We start from the raw sequence: 19,900 nt of genomic DNA, 5'->3' as shown, positions 1-19,900 counted from the left end.
ATGGTATCGCCGATCGTGCTGCGGCGTGTCAGTAACCCAGCTCCTGCACCAGGATATTGACGAGGTCGTCCTGCGGCATGCGTTCGAGAGGGATGCCTGCCTCGTCAAACCAGGTCTCGTCGGCTTCCGGGTGCGGACCGGCCAATACCACGCGTCCGTGGCCGAAGTCGTAGCGCGCAGCGGCGATGTCGCCGTTAGAGTATGTCGCGATCGCCCGGAACCCTGGCGATGCACTCGTTGCGGGAAAATAGGGGCCGTCTTGGAAGAAAACACTGTTACGACGACCGTGCCACCAGGTGTCGACGGCATAGTCGTCGATGGTGTCGGCTTCAAATCCCGGCCTGCCGACTTCGGAGTCCAGATCGTCGTCGATCAGACCAAGATTCGACGAATCGGCCAGGTAAGCGCCCATGCACAGGCCCAGGTAGCGTCCGCCACGACGCACGAAGTTCCGGATCGCGTCCACCCGACGCGTGCCCAGGCTGCGAAGCGCACCCGGAATATCCTGCCCGCCGCCGGGCTGGACGTAGATGTCGTGGTGGCTAAGCGTTTCGGGAGAGATGTCCTGGCGCTCGCGCGCTCCCACGAAATCGACACGATACCGGCCGCCCAGTCGCTCGATCGATTCCTTGACGGTTTGGGCGCATCCCGAACATGCTGCGGGGCCACGATAGACGGCGACACGAACCACTTCCGCCGCGTGCACCCCGGCGATACCCGGCGTGCCGAGGGCCAGCATCCACAGGACTGCTGCAAGCCAGGGTAGTCGCGTATGCCATGTCGTCTTGCCCCGAGACAGAGTGGTGCAGGGGGCGTGTGCTGCGTCACGGTTCATGTGCATTCCTCAACGGGACAACCGAAGGTCCGTCAAGGATCACCCCATGGCATCGAAGGTCCGTGGAGCGTCGATGGAGGATAGATGGAGGGCGCAGCGGTACCTGTCGGCAGCGTGAGGGTGAATGTGGCCGCGGCACCGTCGCCTCCGTGGTACGTCACGCTGCCATGGTGCGCGATGGCGATGCTCCGTACGACCGCCAGGCCTAGCCCACTGCCGCCGCTGCGGCCCGGGTGTGGCGTCTCGCCCCGGCTGAATGTCTGGAACATCCTGGCGAGGAGTTCGGGGGGCACTCCGGGACCTGCGTCGTGCACACCGATATCGACCGACGTCGCGCGCGATGTCAATGAGAGGGTGATTTTTCCGGGATTCGAATGACGCCTGGCATTGTCGACGAGCGCGATGAGGGCCTGCCGCACGCGCATGGCATCGCAGCGGACGATGACCGGTGTGTCGTCGGCATCGACGGAAAGGACGTGGTCGGGCATGGTGGGTGCGACGAACGCCACCACGTCCTGCAAGGCCTGGCGAAGATCCACGTCGTCGGCATCGAGGCGAAGGTGACCTCCCTCGGCCAGACTCACCACCCGCAAATCCTCGACCAGGCGGGACAAGGCCTCGACATGTCGCACCAGGTTGCGGAGCATGTCGGACGTAGGCTCGAAGACGCCGTCCGCCAGTCCTTGCAGGCGGCCGCGCAAGATGGTGACCGGCGTTCTTAATTCGTGGGCGATGACGGCGTTCCAGACGGTCATGTCCTTGTCGGCCTGCTCCCATCGCTCAGCCAGTGCGTTGTAGTCATCCAGAAGGCTCGCGATCTCGCCGAAGGGTCGTCCCTTCTTGATGGCGCGAGCGGATAGGTCGCCTTGGGCGGCGCAGCGGATGGCCGCGGCGAGTGAGTCGATGGGTTGCACGAATCGTCGCGAGAGCCGCAGCGCGGCCGGGCCTGCGAACGCAATGGCCAGGGTCGCGGTGAGTACCAGCCAGAGCAGTTCCGGTCGCGTGGGAATCCAGCTGTCGTTTTCGCAAATGGCCGCGGGATCGGGGAGCAAGGCGTAGAGCGCGTACGACGAAGCAAAGTCGAGCACCACCGCGGCGGCGACCAGGGCGCATGCCCACAGGATCAGTCCACGACCGATTTTGAGATGGTACGGCATGGATTTTGCCCTCGTTGAATCGCCGCCGGCGACCTGGTTCGCGTTTTTGGGTAAGTCTAGCGGATGCGCCCGCCGGCTTAGGGACGGTTTTTATGGCGTTTCGATGGAGATACGGCTTGGGGCGCTGCTTCGGAGCGTGTGCTAAAAAGGCCGCTCGTAGCCGAAGGAGTCGACAATGGTCGGGGGTGGTCGTAGGGATTACATGGTGCTCGTTGCGGAAGACGACGCTGACATTGCCGATATCCTGATGTCGTATCTAAATCGAAACGGATTTCGTACGACCGTTGCGCGGGATGGCCATGAAGCGCTCATGCTGCACGCCACGCTGAAGCCGGACTTGCTGCTGCTGGATGTTTCCATGCCGCAGGTCGACGGATGGGCCGTGCTCGCCGAGGTGCGTCGGCGTGGCGATACCCCGGTGATCATGGTGACCGCGCGTGACGAGGACACCGACAAGATATCGGCGTTGCGCATTGGCGCGGACGATTACGTCACCAAACCGTTCAACCCATCCGAGGTGGTCGCACGCGTGGGAGCGGTCCTGCGTCGCGCGCTTCCTGCCGTGGGGCAGGGCGCGATCATTCGGGTGGGCGATGTCGAAATCGATGAAGACCAGCATGTGGTTTATGCCTGTCCTGCCGGAGCAAGGCATGCCATCGTCACCACCGCGACCGAGTTCCGCCTCCTGGCGCGGATGGCCCGTTCACCGAGCCGCGTTTTCTCGCGTTCGGAGTTGCGCGTGGCTTGCCTTCCCGAAGGCGATGCCCTGGAACGAACCGTCGACAGTCACCTGAGCAAGCTGCGGAAGAAACTCGAGGACGCCGGCATCCAGGGCATGCTCTCGAGCGTGCGTGGCGTCGGGTATCGCCTGGCTGCCGTGGCGTAGGCGCTCAGGTCCGGGTCGCGGGTGGGAAGAGCGAGGCGATGGTCCCGGCCAGTGCCAGGAGGACGCAGTCGACAGCAAGGGTCTCCATGAGACTGGCATAGCGCAGCGCGATGATCGCAAGCGTGCCCAGGATGCCGGCTGCCGCTCCGGCCGTTGCCGCGCAGAGGCCGATGCGAAGACGGGCGGTTCTTGCCATGGCACGCGTTGCGACCATCAAACGCCGTGCGGCACCGACGACAGTCGCCCCTAAGGCCACGCCGGCCATGCCTGGGAGTACCAGCCAGGAGGCAGGTCGCTCGGACAGGTAGAGACCGAAACATGCACAGCCTGCAATCAGGTACCCCAGCGGCACCAGCTCGCGTCGCACCGTGGCAGGGGCGAGGCACCATGCGATGGGTCCTCCCAGCAGGGCTCCTGCCGCCAGGCTGGTCAGCCTGAGCAAGGGTGTGATGGAACCGGGGCCATCTAGGGCGGGGTTTACCATGACAGAAAGAACCGAGATGGCGAGCAACGAGGCGCAGCTGACCAGCAAGGTGGTGACGGGGCGTCGTAAGGCCCAGACGCCGACGATGACGCGCTGTATGGATCTGTAGGGTTTGCGGAATAGCCGCCATGGTCCCCCTGGCGAGGCCAGCAGCGACGCGGGGTTAAAGGACCATCGACGATCGCTGGAAGACACGGTACGGATAGCAACGCTCCAGGAGTCGATTGCGCCACGGACTATATGGCGCGAAAGGTCCATGCTAAGCCGGGATTGTCCGGATTCGTTGGACGTTTCATGGAGATTCGATGGAGAGCCGGGACGTGCTTCACCAGGCCATGGTCAGGTCAAGCCGAGTTTCCTGGCCACGGCGAAGGTGGCGAACAGCAGGCCCGCCAGCAACACCACGAAGACGACGGCCACTGCGCCGACCTTGAGCAGCACCGCGCGCCTCTCGGCGTGCCGTCCCTTCTTTCCTTGTTCGTAATGCCACTTGACGGCCAGGAACATGCCTGTGCCAAAAACTAGCACCTTGAACGTGATGAAGAGTATGGGAACCCAGTCCATGATTTTCTTGTGTTTCCAGGCTGTTGCTTTTCACTATCCAAGGTGAGGAATTCTTCCTTGGAAGAACGCCTCGGGCGCTACCATGCAAAAAAAGATACGGCACGCTACAAACCCATACTACTTAAAAAAACCTTCCATACATTGAGACAAATTGTCCCAGTGGCAGAGGTGACACAAAACGCCAGTGGGCTGGAAAGGCCGGTGAAAGCGACATGCCGATTAATGCGTGGCACCTCGCTGACACGGACGAACATGCTTTTATGAATCCGGCTACTTACCATGTGATCCACTTGGTATTGACCCTGGTCCTCGCTATATCGGGTCTTGCCAGTTGGCGGATCTACTATCGGCACGTCCGTGAGCAACTTCCCGACACGTCTGCGTGGGCCATGATGAAGCGGCTGCGTAGCGAGGGAGATCCCGATGGCACGTGGATCTTGGTGACCTCAGGCATTAGTACCGCGGCGGGCATCGGCTTGCTGGTGCTGCTCAACGTTCGATAATTCATCGTTTCGGTCCGGCTCGAGCGGCGGTCCAGTGTGATGCACGCCACACGTTGCTGCCGGCACGTCTCACCCGTACAGCGTGGCGAACCAGTCTGCACGAGTCAGGAAGCTGCGCGTGCGTGTTGCTACGCCGTCCTGGCCGAATACCGTCCATGCACTCGCCGCCGGGGACACCCTTGCGGCTTTCAGTCGCCACCCAGTTTACGAAGATGCTCGGCTGCATTGCGGTTTCCGGGATTCAACTGCAACGAACGGCTATAGTTTTTAATAGCCCCGGCTCGATCTCCGGTTTCCTCGAGAATCTCAGCCAGACTGTCGTAAGCGTTCCAGCTGTCGGCGAAAAGCACGGTATTCAGCCGAAGGATCGCGACGGACTGCACGGGCTGCTTTTGCTCCAGGAGCTTGTAACCCCAAATATTCAGCTCGTCTTCTTTCGGCACGAACGAAGGATCTTTTGCCTTAAGATCGGCCACGACTTGTGGCGCATGCTCGAAGCCCCGTTCCAGCAAGGCGGCGCGTAACGCCTTGAGTGTCGGCGACAGGCCGAAACCGTTGGACACATGCATGTCCGGAATGTAGTAGGCGGCCACTTCATCGACGAAGTTCTCGGGATCGGCGCCTTGTAGATTGGTCAGGATCACCACCGAGAGGTCGTCCCTGGGATAGACGAAGAAGGTCGAGCGCATGCCGCCAATGGGTCCTGCCGCGGGATGCTCAGCCCGCATCGTCATCGGCCAACCCAGGCCCGATCCGTTTAGCAATGCACTCATTCCGCCGGTGGTGCCATCGTTGAGAACCACGGAGGTCCATAGCGCATCGAGGCTCGATTTGTCCTTAAGTAGCTTGCCTGATTGAAGTGCGACCAACCACTTCGCAATATCGGTCGATGTGGACAAGATTCCCGATGCTGTCCTGAAGTAGGGAGCGAACGAGACGTAGATCGCCGAGAGACGGTCGCTCTTCTTCCATAAGCCGTTGACGTTTTGAAGGTAGGAATAACCGCCGGCCGAACGCGGTATGACGTCGGATGAATCTCCGAAGCGCGTATGAACCATGCCGGCGGGTTTGAACTGACCGTCCTCGATGAACCTGGTGAAGGGTTCGCCACTCAGCTTGTCGATGATCTTGCCAAGGATGACGTAGCCGGTCTGGTTATAGCGGAAGCGTTCGCCGGTTTTGAAATCCATGGGAAGCGTCTTCACGGTAGCCCATGCAGAAGCCTCGCTACCGTCGCCGATCAGATCTTCCTTGTCGTCGATGATGTTCGGCAATCCCGAAACGTGCGCGAGGACCTGCCTGACGGTGATTGCGCTCCAGGCAGGCGGCAAGTCGTCAAGGTATTTCGATATCGGATCGTCCAGCTTGAGTTTTCCGGCCTCCACCAGTTGCATGATCGCGACACCTGTAAACGCCTTGGTACACGAGTTGATCGAGAAGATGCTTTCATCCGAGGCGGCTACGCTGTTCTCGACATTCGCGATTCCGTAGGCGGCCGTCTTGACGATCGTGCCATGGCGGACAACAGCGACTTGAAGGGCCGGGATGTTTTCCTGGCGCATCTTGTCCTTGAGAAAGGTATCCAAGCCGTTGCCGGGTGCGACAGATTGCGCATGCGCTGGGAGTGAGAGGCACAGGCATAAAGACAGAATCAAGCGTTTCGCGCTGGAATAGCGCCCCGAGACAAATGTCCCTTTCTCGACTGGCGAACGTGCTGGGAAACGCATGATGGAAGGGGGTGTGGCGATGTGCTTAGCCACGGTGATATCCGCCATCTTGCTGTAGTCCATGTTCAACAGCGGTTTGTCTCTGAAAGGTTGCCGCGATGGCGTGCGTTGAGGCTGAAACGTCATTTCCATCTGCTGATTCCTGGGCGATACCCGGCGCGCTGCGCTCCGGGAGCCTCATCGGTTCAGCAAGCTCCATGCCATGTTGAGAGGCGTCGTTTCCTGATGCGAGAAGCCGGCCATCTGTCCGCGGTCCGTCCGTAGTCTGTACGCGGACAAAGATAGGCAGGCCATCTGACCCCGATGCGGTCTGGTCAATATCGAGCACCAGTCGCGAGAAGTGAGACGGACCAGCGGTTTACTGAGTTCCCCGCCTTCGTCGACGCAAACCCCTATGAAACCCATCATTCCCTTGGTGATCACTGCCCTCAGCCATCGGTGCAATCTCGCGACCGGTTTGTCGCCCAAGCATGGTGATCGGTGCCTCGACCAAGGGTTTGTATACAAAGCCTCCGCCGCGAGAGTCGCACATCACTCATGCGCTTGATCCAGCGCCACAGACAACGTTTCCAACGCGCTTTTGAGTTCCCGTATCGCCCGGATGCGTTTTCTTCTCCCCAACCGCACCGCAAAGGAGTTTGTATGCGCTTGTTCCATCGACATGCCCTGGTGACCTTCGTTTCTACCCTTATGGCGGGGGCTGCCGCCGCTACAACGCCGCCTCCTGTTACGGGGCTAGGCCAAGCTTGGCCGAATGCGCCCGACGTCAGCGTCAGCCCTGGTTTTCATGCGTATCGGTTCGATAAGCAAGGGGTACGCTACGTCCAGATCAATGACGGCAACGGCACGGTGCGAGGTGCGGTGGCCTACATCGCCGGTCAGACACTGGAGTTGCCGATCGGCACCGACGCCAGCCGGTGGAGCGTCTCAGCAGCGCCACCATCGGCTGCGTCGGGCGTAACCGTTTACCAGGACGATGGCATGACGATCCACGCGGCCCCGCAGCCGGACGGCACGATACAGCTGATGCTGACGCCGTCCGAGTGCCAGGCGCATCCTGAGAACTGCAGCAATAAGGGACAGTGAGACGCGTAGGGCGTTCGTTGCGGCGCCTTGCCTTCAGTGCTTGACGAGGTTCGCGGTCGGTAGTGGCCGCGACACCTTGGCACCGATGGTCAACAAGCCGGACAGCACCAGTGCCAGGATGACCTGGGCGCGCAGCATGACCGGATCCACGAAGGCCGTGCCTGTCATGGCCAGGGCCACGCTGGCTGCGAAGCCGCCAAAGGCCGTCCCGTGCCAGCCGTGGCGCCACGCCAGGGCGGTGGCCGGCCAGATGAGCCCGAGCCGAGCGACCTGCCGCACCGTGTCGTCGCCGGTGGTGATGGCCAGGACCACGAGGGCCGCCAGCACGGGAACCCACAGCAGCACATCCCGCAGCAGGGGGCTCTGCCAGATCGTCGCCCAGGTGACACGTGGGAGTTGCCGTGCGCGTTCCGTCAGCGCAAGGATGATCGGGGTCAGCGTGAGTCCGCCCAGAAAATGGCCGAGGGTGTAGGCCCAGAACATGTTCGAGAGCGACAGGTGCGGCCAGGCATCCGGGGTCCGGAGCATCGTGGTCGCCAACGTCGTGCAGGAGAGGGTGGCGCTGATGAGCGCACATGCCAGAGTCGCGCCCAACAGCAGCGGCATCCGCAACTGGCGTCGATCGTCGTAAAGGCGCCAGCGTAGGCGGAACGGCTTCATGACGGCCATGAACGGCACGATCATCGGCACCGAAGCCGACACAGCCCACGGAATGCCGAGGTCGTCGGCAGCGAGCCATGCGTTCTCAATGGTGGGCAGGGCCTCTCCCAGTGCGAGCGCCGGCCAGTAGCGAAGGGGGAGCAGGAACAGGCAGGCCAGACGCAGGCCCGTGGTGGGGGACCAGTGCGGAAACGTGACGTGCCGGACGACCTCATACACGGCGGCGTAGGCTGCGGCGATGGCGAGGTGTCGGCCGCCCTTCAACCAAAACGTCCGCGGGTCATCGGGTGGTTCGTCTGCGCTTCCCTTCACACCCATCCCCTAGGTCTGTCTGCCGTGGTCCATGTCCGCTTCACTGATTCGATCAAGGATGCCATGAGTTCAGGTAAACATTGGATCGTGGCAGTTCGCCGATGGAAGAGGTTTGCCGATTATGCGTGTGGATGATCGCATATTGCAGGTGTCAAGCCACATGGCTGCCTTGGGACGCCAAGCTGATTCCCGAGGCGGTGGCTGGACTGGTGGGAGGGGGCACATGGCCATCGGTATCGCAGGGACATTTGAAGCCGGACCGGGGGACAACAACGGGCGTGCGGAAATGAGGTATCGGCATCGTTTCCACGGTTTGGCCCGGTGGCGATCGTTGCCCTCGTGCGGCCAACCGGTAACTTACTGGACCAGGTGGCCGTTGCGGCCGAACAAGAACGTGGGAGTTCGCCAGTTCCTCACCTCCGGCCACGCACCACGTGAGCCGGCCAAGGCGAGGGCGCGATGGGAACGACTACGAAGGGCACTGCGATCTTGCGGCGGGCAGCGTAGTGGATTTCCGGAATCGGACGCTTTATCTCAAGAAGTGATTGCCCATCAGGGGTGCCGTGTGCGAAGACTGTTGCCGTCGATCGGGTGTCATCGACAACGAAGCAGGAATTCGTCAGGCCGCAGCGTCCCGATACGGTTCCAGGAACGCGGTCAGCAGCGCGACGAGCTTGTCTGGCACTTCCTCGGGTACGAAATGGCCGCAACCGTCGATGACCGTGCACGACACATCGCTGGCTACGCTGCGCAGTTGCTCTTCGACGATCTCGGCACACGCCAGTTCGCCGGCGAAGCCAAGCACAGGCATCGTCAGTGGCGTTTTCATGCGGGCTCGGTTGGCGGGAATATCCTCGTCGATGGCACGGTAGTAGTCGAAGCTGGCGCGCAGGGTGTTGCGGTCCCGCTTGATGAGGTCGATATAGAAGGCGCGGATATCCGTCGGAATGGGGTTCGGCACCGTGATCTTGGTGAACTGGTAATCGAAGAAGATGTCCTCGCGCCCCACCACGAGCTCTTCCGTCACGGCGCGCACGCGACAGAAGTTGTTGTGCCACAGAAAATCGTTGAGCGGGCGCTCGTCGGGGATGAGCGGCGGCGAGACGGCAACGCCAGGTATGATGGCCTCCCCCAACGCGATGCGCGCGATTCGTTCGGGCTGGTCCGCGGCCATGGCGTAGCCGACCCACATGCCGCAGTCGTGCCCGACCATGGCGAACCGTTCCCACCCCAGTGCTGTCATCAAGCCGAAGAGGTCGCGACCGATCGTTCCCTTGTCGTAGCCCCGATCGGGCTTGTCGGAGATGCCGAGGCCGCGGGATCGGGGACGACCAGCGTGAAACTCCTGGCCAGCGGCAGCATCACATCGCGCCATAGGTACCAGTTCTGCGGCCAGCCGCCCAGAAGCAACAGCGGCGGACCCTCGCCACCCACGACGGCGTGGAGTTCGACCTCGCCGGTGGGGATGCGGTAGCTCTCGAAGACATCGCCGAAACCATGGGGAAGCGTGGGAACGCCGTGCACGGAGCCGAAGCCGTCGATGCGCGGGAAGGGCAGGAGGGCCATCGAGCAAGCTCCCTATCTGTAGTGATCGATAAGGGCTATATAGCGAGCGCTTTGATCGCGTCGCGCGATCGCGCCATGTGTGGTTATCGGGATCGCATCGCTTCAGTCGTCACAGCCGCGGACGCCTCGTAACGTCGACAAGGTCATGGCTTGGCGGCTGCCGATCGCGCGCGGTATTGGCTGGGCGAAGCATCGTAAGTCCGTTTGAACGCAACCGCGAATGCACTTTCGGACGCGTAGCCCACAGACATGCCGATAGCCCCAACGGACAGGGTGGACGTCACCAGACGATGCGACGCCAGTGTCATGCGCCACCGGGTCAGATAGTCCATGGGCGTCTCGCCGGTCACTCGTTCGAAATGGGCGGCAAAGCTGGAGCGCGACATACGCGCTGAGGAAGCCAGCTCCCCGACCGTCCACCGGTGGCAGATATTCCCGTGCATCGCCGTGAGGGCGCGGGCGAGCGGCGGCACGCCGAGTGCTGCCAGCCACCCCTTCTGGGTGTGCCCTGCCTCGAGGTGCGCGCGCAAGGCTTCGATCAAGAGCGCCTGCGCCAGGTGCCCAGCCAGCAGATCGCTTCCTGGTCGAGGTTCGCGCAGTTCGATGACGAGACGCCGTACGCTGGCCTGAAGCGCCGCCTTGTGGTCATGAGAGCCGATATGGACCACCGCTGGCACCGCCGAAAGCACGGCCGCGGCGTGTGGGCCGCGTATAGAAAAGAAGCCGCCGATGCCTCGACAGAAGCCGCCTCCATTCAGTTCGGCGACGTGGCCAGGTGGCACCTTCGTCAGGACCGGGATGGCGTCTTGCCAGATCATGGGAGCGCCTGCGTAGAGCTGCATGGCGGACCCCCCTTTCACCAGAACCACATCGCCTGGGCCCAGGGTAAGAGGGGGGCTGGCGTCGTGCAGGGCCAGTTGGCAGGTGCCCTCATCAATGGCGAAGCATCGAATGCCCTCTGCCGGCGGGAAATCAAGCCCCCAGTCGCGCCCTGCGTCCAACCCGCGAAATCCGTACGAGTTGATTTGAACGAGCGTGAGGATGTCGGAAAGCGGGTCGGTCATGTTTGGACGATCGCGATAGATGTTTCGACCATCTAGCATGGGTTTGGCCGCGTAGCAAAGGTACTGTTCCGTCTGGAAGACGTGGCAGACACGCCACGGCTTGGCGCACGGCCGAGGGCCGCATGTTCATCCCGGGAGACAGCTTCATGATGTTGGCGGATAGATCGCAGGCAAGCGCGTTGGCGACATCCACGCGATCGAAGTACGCATGGGGGATCCTGGCCGTAGTGAGCGGCGCCGTCGCTCTGGCATCCTATCGCTATCTGTTCGATCGAGGCCCGGTACCACCCGGGGTCGCAGCCAACCGGCATGTGCATCCATGGCTGATCGTGCACGCGACCGGTGCCGCCACGGCGCTGCTCTGCGGGCCGTTCCAGTTCGTGCGCCGTCTTCGCCTGCGTCATCCGGGGTGGCACCGCGCGACGGGACGCGTTTACGTCGCCGGTTGCATGGTCGGCGGTGTGTCCGCCCTGTTCCTGGCTGCCGGGATATCCACCGGGCCTGTCGCCGGCGCGGGGTTCGGCGCGCTAGGCAGCGCCTGGATGGCTACAACCGCGATCGCTTTGCGCAAGGTGCTGACAGGACAGTTGGCCGGGCATCGGCAATGGATGATTCGTTCGTTCGCCTTGGCCCTGTCTGCGGTTACGCTACGCCTCTACCTGCCTCTCTCGGCTGTTCTGGGCCTGGACTTTGTCATGGCATATCGGACGATCGCGTGGCTGTGCTGGCTACCCAACCTTGCCGTGGCCGAGTGGCTGATCAAAAGTCATCCGCCGGCCGTCGGGCACGAAGGTGATCTCGAGTTCCATCGACCCACCTAGGCGCGCGCTTCGCGGGCACATTTGCCGTGCGTCACCCATGCCACTGCGACGATCGCTGTCTTCGATGACGTTAATGGCTCTGGCCATGGCGGCCATAGAAGGTATCAGCCAGGGGTTGGCAGCTCACCTTCGCGTCGGCAAATTTCCCGCACCAGGAGATCGGACAGCTCAGCCGGCTGGTCGCCATGGGCCTCGACAATCGGAACTGCCCAATCACAACCCGCAAGGCGGAAGTGCTGCCTCCAGTCGGACAACATCAGGAGCTCATCGGTTCTCATGCGCCTCGATCCACCCCTTTCACCGTGTCCGCCGCCAATCGACTCGCCGACATCGAATAGCGTGTCACTGAACGGAAAGAGGAAGACGCAGTAGACGTGATGCGTCGGATGGGTCGGCGTGGGTGCCTGGTTCTTGTAACTCAAACGAAGCACCTGGCGATCCAGGCCTTCCTGCGTAAGAGGCGTTGAGTTGCGGTGAAGGTAGCTGGCAGACAACTCACCGATCCCGGCCCAGCTGACGGCATGCGCCGTATAGGACAGGTTCTTGAGTCTGTTGGGATAGGCTAGTGCCGGCCAGTTCATGCTTTCGCGCGCCATACCGACGTCGAACAGTCTGTGTTCGGCGCCAGCAAACGCGATGACCAATTGCCAGGTTTCATTCGGAACGACGCGCTCGAGCCTGGGTGGTGTCATAAGGGGTGCCTTGTTAGGTATTCACCATCCGAGTGCAGAGGTGGCTGAGACCGAGTGCAGTCGACGACACACTGCGAGGCGCACGGATGTTGAGCCTCAACGCTTGGTCGCCGCGCGACGGTACACGCCGTTGAACCTGACGTTGGCGCCGCCGCACTCTTGGTTGTCAGATACCACCAGCAGTTCGCCGAGCAGGTGCAGGCTAACCTGGCAGGTGTCTTCCTTGACCTGTATCTTTTGGCCTTCGGGATAGCCGCGTGCGGTGACCGCGCCAAGGTGCGGGCCGCCGGGGCTCTGCTGCGGGTCCGGATCGGCGCTTGGCCAGTAGGCGTTGCCGTTGACGGTCACGCTGCCATCGCCGTTGGCGAGCAACTGCAGCTGGTTGTCGCCGTCATGCCACTGGCCATTCCAGGCCTGTGGTTTCGGGTCTGCAACGGTCGGCAGGGGTTGCACGCTGGATGCCGCCACCCAGCCAGCGCTGCCGCCTACCTTATTGGGGTAGAACGCACATACATAGGTGCCCTGGCGCTGTGCCAGCAGGACCACATCGTCCTTGAGCACATAGCCGCGCTGCCGGCATGCAGCCTCGCCCTTGGCCGGGCAGCCGTCGTCGTCGTTGAGGAAAAAGAGGCGCGGTACCGCGACTTTGGCAAGCGAGAACCCTGCCGTGCTCATAGGGAAGCCCCCGTTGCGGCACATGGCCGTGTCCTCGTCTGAAGTGGCATACGCCGCGGCAGGAAACGCCAACAACGCCAATAACGCCAACAGCAAGGTCTTGTGCATCACAGTGTTTCCAGAGGTGAGGGCGCCATTATAAGTCGTGGTCGGTGAATCGGCGACGAGCAACATCGCAACGCGGCTTTTTCATGCGCAGGCTGTCTTTGCATGGTCATGGATGGTTCGCCTGGCACAGGTGTCAGTAGTCTTGATGACATAGGCTGCGGCCTTCCGGGCTCTCGACTAGAATAATCGCGGCATTGTCACTGCCACCTGGGAGCACGAAGTCATGCCATCTGATGTTGCCGTCATCCTCACCGATTCCCCAAGCGCCGCAGCTATTCAGAGGATCTCGGACGCCTTGGATCAGTTCAATACGGTGGCAACGGGTATCGCGGACCGGGCACCGGTAGCAGTGCTCGCCGTTGATCTCGCTACGGACGAGGTGAAAGGCGGTGTGATCGGGAGGACCTCGCTTGGCATGCTCTTTATCGATCTCTTTTTTTTACCCGACGAGTTGCGGGGAAGCGGTCTCGGAAGCCAGATGCTCCACGCGATAGAGGAGGAGGGACGCCGACGCGGCTGTCGTTCTGCTGTGCTCTATACGATCACCTTCCAAGCGCCGGCGTTTTATGTGCGTCATGGCTGGACCGTCTTCGGAGAGGTGCCATGTGACCCTGAGGGCACAGCGCGTGTATTCCTGAGCAAAGACTTATTGGCCGGTCATCCCTAGGGGGCACTCGATACTGACCGAGCAGTGTGTGCATCGGCTACATCTAACCGCTTTTTGCATCGGATTTGCCAGATCAATCGCGCGGCTCCCGGCAGCATTGCTCGGCGCCATTTCGTCCGGTCACTCTGGGTTCGCCATCGCGAGCATTCCTATGGACCGTTAACCTGACGTCTGCGTCTCGATGCTCTCAACGTAAGCCAAAAGAGCGGATGGAATCGTCTTGAGGATGTATTGAGCGTTGAGATGCTTGCGATCCTTTGCAAAGAGAAGGGTGCCTGAGGCCAGTGCATAGAGGACTTCAGCAACCTTTTTCCCCCTCATGCTTCCGATCCTTGCTCCCATCACGTCTGTGAGAAGTAATTGGAATCGATCGGGCCCTTCCTGATCATGAAACCGAAGGGTGATCAGAGCGTCGGGATGGCGGGCGAAGTAGTGAAGCGGCTGACCGAAAAGCGCCTGGATCATTTCTTCCGCCGGCATCGATCGCCACCGCTCTTTGCTGATGCCATCGCACTGCTTGAATATGTCTTCAAGGGCATCCGCGTGACGCTGCGCCAATTCGTCGAGCAATTGCTCCCTATTCCGGAAAAAGTGGTACATCGAACCCACTGATGAACTGGCCCGTTGTGCGACCGCTTGCATGGTCACACTGTCCACGCCTCCCTCTGCGATCAGCGCGGCGGTCGCATCGATGATCGCCTCCTGTCGCTTGCGTCCCCGCTCTTGCTGCGGAGCCCGGCTTACCCGGTCGTCGTGGAATTTTCTCGTCATCAAGCTGGCCACTCGTAATTCAGTGCTTGCCCTCGAGCATGCAGTAATGCCGACGGCAGAAGGCGCAACTGTTGCAGACCGGCTTCGGTTTGTCTAGAATTCATAACTAGAGCAAACTATCTAGTTAAATGTCTCTAGTCGAGTTCATGACTTTCAGTTTGGTGCCCCTTACGGGGGCAGCAGGCTAGCCGATATGGCTTTTGGCCGATCGAAATGCAGAAGAGGGATGGTGAGTCATGGCGCGAGCCGGAAATCGATCGCACGTTTGCAATGCACTGGCTGCACCGTCGCCAGACGATGGGCGGGTAAGTCCCGCTCTGTCGTCACTTCGGAGTTCGCCGGTGTGACCGCCCAAACGCTGCCTGCGTTAGTGATCTGCGAGCATTGCGATAGCGTCTACCACCGCACGCGTCTCGTTTGGGGCCAACGCGCCCGTTGCGCTCTTTGCGGTGCTCCGCTTTACCGACATTCGCGCGTGCGCCCCGAAACGATCCTGGCGCTCTCGATTGCGTCCGGCATCGTCTTTGTGATCGCTAATGTCTATCCCCTGGTCGAGATCAGCCTCCAGGGCATGGTCAACGGGGCCACTTTGTGGCAGGCCGTGATAGCGATGGCGTCGGGTGAGGCCGCTCCTATCGCGGTCCCTGTAGCGCTTTGCGTGATCATTGTGCCCGGGCTGCAGATCGCGTTGCTTGCATGGATGTCCGCATATGCCACGGCAGGCAGGTCTGCGCCCGCGGGCGCAGGCATCATGCGTTTGCTAGCCCTGCTGCGCCCGTGGAGCATGATCGAAGTCTGCGTCGTGGGTATCCTGGTGTCCATCATCAAGCTCTGGAGCTTGGCGCACGTGAGTCCGGGCGAGGGCATGTGGGCGATCGGAGGGCTAATGGTGCTTCTACCGCTCATCGCCGGGCGTGACCTGCGCGCGTTGTGGGAAACGCTTGACCCGAGGCAGTGCGAAGAATCGGTGCCTTCGTGATGCTTCCTCCGCAAGCCAGTCATATGGGGCTGACGCGTTGCCATATCTGTGGCATGACATGCGTGAATGATCGCCCAGGCATCGGCGATCTACGGTGTGGGAGATGCAGAGCACCTCTGCATGGCGTGCGAGCGGACCGCATCGGAGCCTCTTGGGCGCTCCTGCTGGCCGCACTGATCTGCTACATACCGGCCAACGTCATGCCGGTGATGTACACGCAACTGCTCGGCAACGGTAGCGAAAGCACCATCCTTCAGGGCGTCGCTGAATTCTGGCGCAGCGGCTCATACGGTATTGCCTTGGTCATTTTCATCGCCAGCGTGGTCGTGCCGTGTACGAAGTTCGTGACCTTGGGTCTGCTTCTCGTCAGTGCGCAACGCAAGACGCCGTGGAAGCGTCGGGAGCGCGCTGTCCTGTACCGGTTGGTCGAAGTGGTTGGCTACTGGTCGATGCTCGACGTGCTCGTGGTGGCGGTGGTCGCCGCTTTGGTCAAGTTCCGGGCGTTGGGCGATGTCGAGCCTCGCGTGGGGATTCTCTTCTTTGGTGCTGTGGTGATTTTGACGATGCTGTCCGCGATGCAATTCGACCCGCGTCTCAACTGGAGCGGGGAAGATTCATGAACCCGTCCTTTCCTAGTGAGCCTGGAACGCCTGTCGTTTCCACTCGACGTCGCCGGCCGTCGCTGATTTGGCTGGTGCCGACCGTTGCCGCCGTCATCGGCCTGTCGATGTTGATGCACGCGTGGCTTTCGTCCGGTCCGGTGATCACGATAGATTTCATGACCGCGGCCGGCCTGGAGGCTGGAAAAACGCCCGTCAAGTATAAGGACGTGACGGTGGGCATGGTGTCTGCTATTGACTTGAGCCCGGATGGCTCTCGCGTCGTGGCGACCGTGCAATTGGATCAGAGCGCGGCTAGCCTTGACCGGGTGGATTCCCGATTCTGGGTGGTTCGGCCGCGCATTGGCCTCGGCGGGGTCTCTGGCATCGACACGCTGTTGTCGGGGGCGTACATCGCTGTGGACAAGGGCAATGCTAATGCCTCGGGTAAGCGCTTCCTCGGGCTGGAGACGCCGCCTACCGTGACGCACGGCTCGCAAGGACGCAGCTTCGTTCTTCGGGCCAGGGACCTTGGGTCGATCGACATCGGTTCTCCCGTCTACTTTCGCCGGATCCAAGTCGGTCAGGTTGCGTCGTACCGGCTCGCTGAGGACGGCCGGCAGGTTGACCTGCAGGTCTTCATCAATGCGCCATACGATCGATTCGTCACGTCGGCGACGAGGTTCTGGAACGCGAGCGGGGTGGACGTGTCATTGGGCGCGGACGGCCTCAAGCTCAATACGCAGTCGCTCGCCACCGTGATGGCCGGTGGCATCGCCTTCGCGACGTTGGTGCACGGTGGCGCCGAGGTTCGGGCGGTGTCGGGGGCGGTCTACGACCTGGCAAAGGATGAAAAGGAGGCCATGGCGTCGACCGATGGACCCGCCCAGTTCTTCCAGTTGGTCTTTGCGCATTCGTTGCGGGGGCTGGTGGTGGGGGCGCCGGTGGAGTTCTTCGGCCAGTCGATCGGTGAAGTGGCTTCGGTCCGGTTGGACTACGCGCCAGGCAAGCAGAAATTCGTCACCGCGGTCGGCATCAACGTCTACCCGAGTCGATTGGGAAGTGTGTTGGAGAAGCTTCCAAAGTCCGCCGGAGATACCGAGCGGCGCACGGCGCAGTTTCTGGCCGGCATGGTGGCCCATGGCCTTCGCGCCCAAGCCCGCTCGGGCAATCTGCTGACCGGCCAGTTGTACATCTCGCTCGACTTCCTGCCCCGGTCACCGCCGGCGAACTTTGATGTCGACGCCCGGCCGCTCGTACTGCCCACCGTGAACGGCGACTTGGACCAAATCCAGGAGCAGATCGCGTCCATCGTGGGTAAGCTGGACAAACTACCCTTGGAGTCCATCGGTCAACACGTTGATGCGAGCTTGAAGGATCTTGATGAGGTGCTTCGCCAGCTCCATGGTCAGGTGCTGCCTGAAGCGACTCAAAGCCTGAAGCAGGTTCGTTCGGCCCTGGGCGCCGCCCAGGGGCTGGTGGATCCGCAAGCGCCGTTGCAGCAGAACATCGGTCAGACCCTGGAGCAGGTCCAGCGGGCAGCACGCTCCATCCGTGAGTTCCTCGACATGCTCAAGCGCCATCCGGAATCCCTATTGAGGGGGCTGCCGAAGTCGTCCGCGCCGTCGGTCGCCGCTCCGACCGACGACACTCATCCATCGCAGATCTCGAGGACGGTGCCATGATTCGGATCGGACGACTGACCTGCGTCGGCGCACTGGGGCTGATGCTCGGCGCGTGCGCTTCCGCACCGGTCCGTTACTACACCTTGCTCGGAAGCGCTCCCCCGGCGCACTCGCCCATGGCAAGCAACCTCTGGGTGAACGTCGGCCCGGTGGGCGTGCCTTCGGATATGGACCAGCAAGCGATGGTCGTTCGCCAGAGTGCAACGCGGGTGGATGTGCTGGACAGCGAGCAGTGGGCGAGCCCCCTTGGCGAGGAAGTGCGAAGCGCGGTGTCGGCGCAGATATCCAACCGGCTCGGGGCGCCCGACCTGCACGGGTTGGCGGCCGCCGACGGCAAGCCCGGCGTCAGGGTGAGCATTCAGTTGCGGCGGTTTGAGGCCTGGCTGGGATCACGCGTTCTGCTGCAGGCGGACTGGGCGCTGACGTACGTTCGGGACGGCCACAGCGATTCGGTCATGTGCAGCGGGCAATTCGAGACCGCCGCAACCGATACCTATCCCGGCCTGGTTCACGCCGGGCAGCAGGTCGTTGCGCAGATGGCCAACCGTATAGCGGATCGCATCGCCGACCTTGAGCGTTACGGCAACGTGAGTGCCGTGCCGTGCAACGCTGGAGGAAGGACACATGAGTAATCGGCTCGGCGATCCTTCTAACCATCAGGAGGAGGCATGATGACCGCGGTCAGTCGCCGTATCCTTGCGCTGGCCAGCCTCATCGAGCCCGATCCGACTGCTGCGTGGCAATGGTTCATGAGCACGCCCCTGATCACCGCTGGAGGAATGACGGCATGCGAATTGCTTTTTGCCGGGCAGGGCGATCGGGTGATCGCGTTCTTGCGCCACGCGCTGATCGATCAGTTCGCCGAAACCAAGATCGTGTCATTTCGACCAGCGCGGAGTCCCACGAATCGAATGGATTCGAGTCCGCGCTGTTCTGCTTTTTGACGGCGCCGGTCCACGTCGCCCGAGCGGGCAGGACATCGCGAAGAGGTCCTTGCGTCGTCGTTGACGCAGCCCCCGGGCGGGGGTGCGATTAAATCGCACCCCAAAATGTCTGCTAAGTCACGCGGGGTTGCGTCCGACTTGCCCGGCAGACTGCTCCGACGTCCGAGCGATCACGGGGAAGTCCATCAAATCCGGGCAAGCTCATTCAACCTTTTTGGATGACGAGTTTGGTAACGGCTTCATCCAGGCTAACCGCGCCTTTTCGAGCGTATGTACCTTGATCTTTGAAGTCGATCCAGCCCTCGTTGAAGCCGTCAATCATTTGCATTCGGGGCAGGGGGTTATGCATCCCTTGCTCACGGAAGATGGATTCCCACTGATCGCGCGGCACGGCAACGGCAGTTACGCTTCGTCCGAGTGCGTGGCTCAATGCCTTAGCCATCTGAACGGGTGTCACGCGGGACGACGCTTCAAGTTCAACTACCCGCTGTCCATTCCAATCTTCCAAGAGAAGCTCGGCTGCGGTGCGGCCAACGTCTGCTGTGGAAATCATGGGGATGGCACGGTCCAAGGGCTGCAGATACGAATGCAGGACTCCCTCATCCCGGGCTGCCGCCACATCCCACTCGGCGTTTTCGATGAACCACGCTGCACGCAAGTACGTGATCGGCAGGGCAACCTCAGCGAGGGCGGTTTCTACCTTCCCCAGTGCGTTCAACAGGTTCGGCTGTTCCGCGTCGGCGCCAATTGTTGAGAGAACCACCACCTTCCGCGGCTGCGCTTGGGCAAGCGCCCGACGAACCGCATCGATGCGCGGTTGCAGCGCCGAGAAAGAAAGATCAGTGTCATAAAGCGGCGGAAATAGGATGAACGCGCCCTCGACGCCGGTCAGCGCCTTCGTAAGACCCTCTGCGTCTTCGAGGCTGGCTACGGCAATTTCGCACCCTTTTGTCGCCCACGGGGCACCCCGGTCCTCGCTTCGCACGATGGCGCGGACCTTGTGCCCTTCGCCAAGCAAGGTATTGGCCAATTCGCCGCCAACGCGACCGGTAATTGCTGTAATTGCAAACATGGGGAGCTTTCCTACGAGGTTGATGACATCGGGACACCGGTGC

23 protein-coding genes and 1 pseudogene are annotated in these 19,900 nt (G+C 61.7%); 10 read left to right on the top strand and 14 right to left on the bottom strand.

The window, feature by feature from the left end; all coding sequences use genetic code 11:
• Positions 1 to 28: 28 nt before the first annotated feature.
• Both FA89_RS16315 and FA89_RS16310 read right to left on the bottom strand, forming a co-directional pair.
• Positions 29 to 835: a BPL-N domain-containing protein gene (locus tag FA89_RS16315; protein ID WP_081916697.1), complete on the bottom strand. Its 807-nt coding sequence runs from the start codon at positions 833 to 835 to the stop codon at positions 29 to 31.
• Between the two features lie 32 nt (positions 836 to 867).
• On the bottom strand, positions 868 to 1,992 hold the full coding sequence (locus FA89_RS16310; RefSeq protein ID WP_051938883.1) for an ATP-binding protein: 1,125 nt from the start codon (positions 1,990 to 1,992) through the stop codon (positions 868 to 870).
• Positions 1,993 to 2,167: 175 nt separating this feature from the next.
• Here FA89_RS16310 and FA89_RS16305 point away from each other — a divergent pair, with 175 nt between their 5' ends.
• Positions 2,168 to 2,878 (top strand): response regulator, encoded by a 711-nt coding sequence (locus FA89_RS16305; protein ID WP_036142265.1) that lies wholly within the window; start codon positions 2,168 to 2,170, stop codon positions 2,876 to 2,878.
• 4 nt (positions 2,879 to 2,882) lie between these two features.
• Here FA89_RS16305 and FA89_RS16300 read toward each other — a convergent pair whose 3' ends face one another.
• Together FA89_RS16300 and FA89_RS16295 are read right to left on the bottom strand one after the other, a co-directional pair.
• Positions 2,883 to 3,074 (bottom strand): hypothetical protein, encoded by a 192-nt coding sequence (locus tag FA89_RS16300; protein WP_185754432.1) that lies wholly within the window; start codon positions 3,072 to 3,074, stop codon positions 2,883 to 2,885.
• Between the two features lie 627 nt (positions 3,075 to 3,701).
• Complete coding sequence (locus FA89_RS16295; RefSeq protein ID WP_221174332.1) at positions 3,702 to 3,926, bottom strand: hypothetical protein; 225 nt, start codon at positions 3,924 to 3,926, stop codon at positions 3,702 to 3,704.
• A 57-nt stretch (positions 3,927 to 3,983) separates the two neighbouring features.
• On the opposite strand from FA89_RS16295, the gene FA89_RS20355 reads away from it, so the two are divergent.
• Positions 3,984 to 4,190 (top strand): hypothetical protein, encoded by a 207-nt coding sequence (locus FA89_RS20355; RefSeq protein WP_185754431.1) that lies wholly within the window; start codon positions 3,984 to 3,986, stop codon positions 4,188 to 4,190.
• A 427-nt stretch (positions 4,191 to 4,617) separates the two neighbouring features.
• Here FA89_RS20355 and FA89_RS16285 read toward each other — a convergent pair whose 3' ends face one another.
• Positions 4,618 to 6,288 (bottom strand): serine hydrolase domain-containing protein, encoded by a 1,671-nt coding sequence (locus FA89_RS16285; protein WP_051938882.1) that lies wholly within the window; start codon positions 6,286 to 6,288, stop codon positions 4,618 to 4,620.
• A 510-nt stretch (positions 6,289 to 6,798) separates the two neighbouring features.
• Between FA89_RS16285 and FA89_RS16280 the strand changes: the two genes are divergently transcribed.
• Positions 6,799 to 7,242: a hypothetical protein gene (locus FA89_RS16280; RefSeq protein WP_051938881.1), complete on the top strand. Its 444-nt coding sequence runs from the start codon at positions 6,799 to 6,801 to the stop codon at positions 7,240 to 7,242.
• 33 nt (positions 7,243 to 7,275) lie between these two features.
• Here FA89_RS16280 and FA89_RS16275 read toward each other — a convergent pair whose 3' ends face one another.
• From FA89_RS16275 to FA89_RS16265, 5 genes and pseudogenes are all read right to left on the bottom strand, one after another.
• Positions 7,276 to 8,220: an MASE1 domain-containing protein gene (locus FA89_RS16275; protein WP_036142253.1), complete on the bottom strand. Its 945-nt coding sequence runs from the start codon at positions 8,218 to 8,220 to the stop codon at positions 7,276 to 7,278.
• 613 nt (positions 8,221 to 8,833) lie between these two features.
• On the bottom strand, positions 8,834 to 9,388 hold the full coding sequence (locus FA89_RS20510) for an alpha/beta fold hydrolase (RefSeq protein WP_221174331.1): 555 nt from the start codon (positions 9,386 to 9,388) through the stop codon (positions 8,834 to 8,836).
• Positions 9,389 to 9,481 (bottom strand): annotated as a pseudogene (locus FA89_RS20980) (hypothetical protein); the annotation flags it as partial.
• The gene (locus tag FA89_RS20505) at positions 9,457 to 9,780 is read right to left on the bottom strand and encodes an alpha/beta fold hydrolase (protein WP_221174330.1); all 324 of its coding nucleotides are present in this window, start codon (positions 9,778 to 9,780) and stop codon (positions 9,457 to 9,459) included. The pseudogene FA89_RS20980 and the gene FA89_RS20505, both read right to left, overlap by 25 nt.
• Before the next feature lie 143 nt (positions 9,781 to 9,923).
• Positions 9,924 to 10,844, bottom strand: a complete 921-nt coding sequence (locus tag FA89_RS16265; RefSeq protein WP_036144633.1) for an AraC family transcriptional regulator — start codon at positions 10,842 to 10,844, stop codon at positions 9,924 to 9,926.
• 122 nt (positions 10,845 to 10,966) lie between these two features.
• On the opposite strand from FA89_RS16265, the gene FA89_RS16260 reads away from it, so the two are divergent.
• On the top strand, positions 10,967 to 11,665 hold the full coding sequence (locus tag FA89_RS16260) for a DUF2306 domain-containing protein (protein ID WP_221174329.1): 699 nt from the start codon (positions 10,967 to 10,969) through the stop codon (positions 11,663 to 11,665).
• A 104-nt stretch (positions 11,666 to 11,769) separates the two neighbouring features.
• Here FA89_RS16260 and FA89_RS19395 read toward each other — a convergent pair whose 3' ends face one another.
• Both FA89_RS19395 and FA89_RS16250 read right to left on the bottom strand, forming a co-directional pair.
• Positions 11,770 to 12,357: a PanM family protein gene (locus tag FA89_RS19395; protein WP_051938879.1), complete on the bottom strand. Its 588-nt coding sequence runs from the start codon at positions 12,355 to 12,357 to the stop codon at positions 11,770 to 11,772.
• A gap of 96 nt (positions 12,358 to 12,453) precedes the next feature.
• Positions 12,454 to 13,140 carry a hypothetical protein gene (locus tag FA89_RS16250; protein WP_036142250.1) on the bottom strand — a complete coding sequence of 229 codons (687 nt, stop codon included), beginning with the start codon at positions 13,138 to 13,140 and terminating at the stop codon, positions 12,454 to 12,456.
• Between the two features lie 223 nt (positions 13,141 to 13,363).
• Between FA89_RS16250 and FA89_RS16245 the strand changes: the two genes are divergently transcribed.
• Positions 13,364 to 13,807 carry a GNAT family N-acetyltransferase gene (locus FA89_RS16245; RefSeq protein ID WP_036142247.1) on the top strand — a complete coding sequence of 148 codons (444 nt, stop codon included), beginning with the start codon at positions 13,364 to 13,366 and terminating at the stop codon, positions 13,805 to 13,807.
• A 159-nt stretch (positions 13,808 to 13,966) separates the two neighbouring features.
• Here FA89_RS16245 and FA89_RS16240 read toward each other — a convergent pair whose 3' ends face one another.
• On the bottom strand, positions 13,967 to 14,578 hold the full coding sequence (locus FA89_RS16240; protein WP_036144627.1) for a TetR/AcrR family transcriptional regulator: 612 nt from the start codon (positions 14,576 to 14,578) through the stop codon (positions 13,967 to 13,969).
• Positions 14,579 to 15,053: 475 nt separating this feature from the next.
• On the opposite strand from FA89_RS16240, the gene FA89_RS16235 reads away from it, so the two are divergent.
• The 5 genes from FA89_RS16235 to FA89_RS16215 are packed head-to-tail and all read left to right on the top strand — an operon-like array spanning position 15,054 to position 18,785.
• Positions 15,054 to 15,557 (top strand): paraquat-inducible protein A, encoded by a 504-nt coding sequence (locus tag FA89_RS16235; protein WP_221174328.1) that lies wholly within the window; start codon positions 15,054 to 15,056, stop codon positions 15,555 to 15,557.
• Positions 15,557 to 16,177 (top strand): paraquat-inducible protein A, encoded by a 621-nt coding sequence (locus tag FA89_RS16230; protein WP_036142225.1) that lies wholly within the window; start codon positions 15,557 to 15,559, stop codon positions 16,175 to 16,177. The genes FA89_RS16235 and FA89_RS16230 overlap by 1 nt, the downstream gene beginning before the upstream one ends.
• Positions 16,174 to 17,841 (top strand): PqiB family protein, encoded by a 1,668-nt coding sequence (locus tag FA89_RS16225; RefSeq protein WP_036142222.1) that lies wholly within the window; start codon positions 16,174 to 16,176, stop codon positions 17,839 to 17,841. The genes FA89_RS16230 and FA89_RS16225 overlap by 4 nt, the downstream gene beginning before the upstream one ends.
• Positions 17,838 to 18,473, top strand: a complete 636-nt coding sequence (locus FA89_RS16220) for a PqiC family protein (protein ID WP_051938877.1) — start codon at positions 17,838 to 17,840, stop codon at positions 18,471 to 18,473. The genes FA89_RS16225 and FA89_RS16220 overlap by 4 nt, the downstream gene beginning before the upstream one ends.
• A gap of 36 nt (positions 18,474 to 18,509) precedes the next feature.
• On the top strand, positions 18,510 to 18,785 hold the full coding sequence (locus FA89_RS16215; RefSeq protein ID WP_036142219.1) for a hypothetical protein: 276 nt from the start codon (positions 18,510 to 18,512) through the stop codon (positions 18,783 to 18,785).
• A 205-nt stretch (positions 18,786 to 18,990) separates the two neighbouring features.
• Here the strand turns inward: FA89_RS16215 and FA89_RS16210 are convergent, their stop codons facing one another.
• A complete protein-coding gene (locus tag FA89_RS16210) occupies positions 18,991 to 19,857 on the bottom strand; it encodes an NmrA family NAD(P)-binding protein (protein ID WP_036142216.1) in 867 nt (288 codons plus the stop codon).
• Between the last annotated feature and the right edge of the window lie 43 nt (positions 19,858 to 19,900).

The organism is Luteibacter sp. 9135 (genome assembly GCF_000745005.1).
Lineage (GTDB): Bacteria > Pseudomonadota > Gammaproteobacteria > Xanthomonadales > Rhodanobacteraceae > Luteibacter.
Note: the sequence above shows the minus strand (reverse complement) of the source record. Positions and strands in the feature narration are given on the sequence as shown.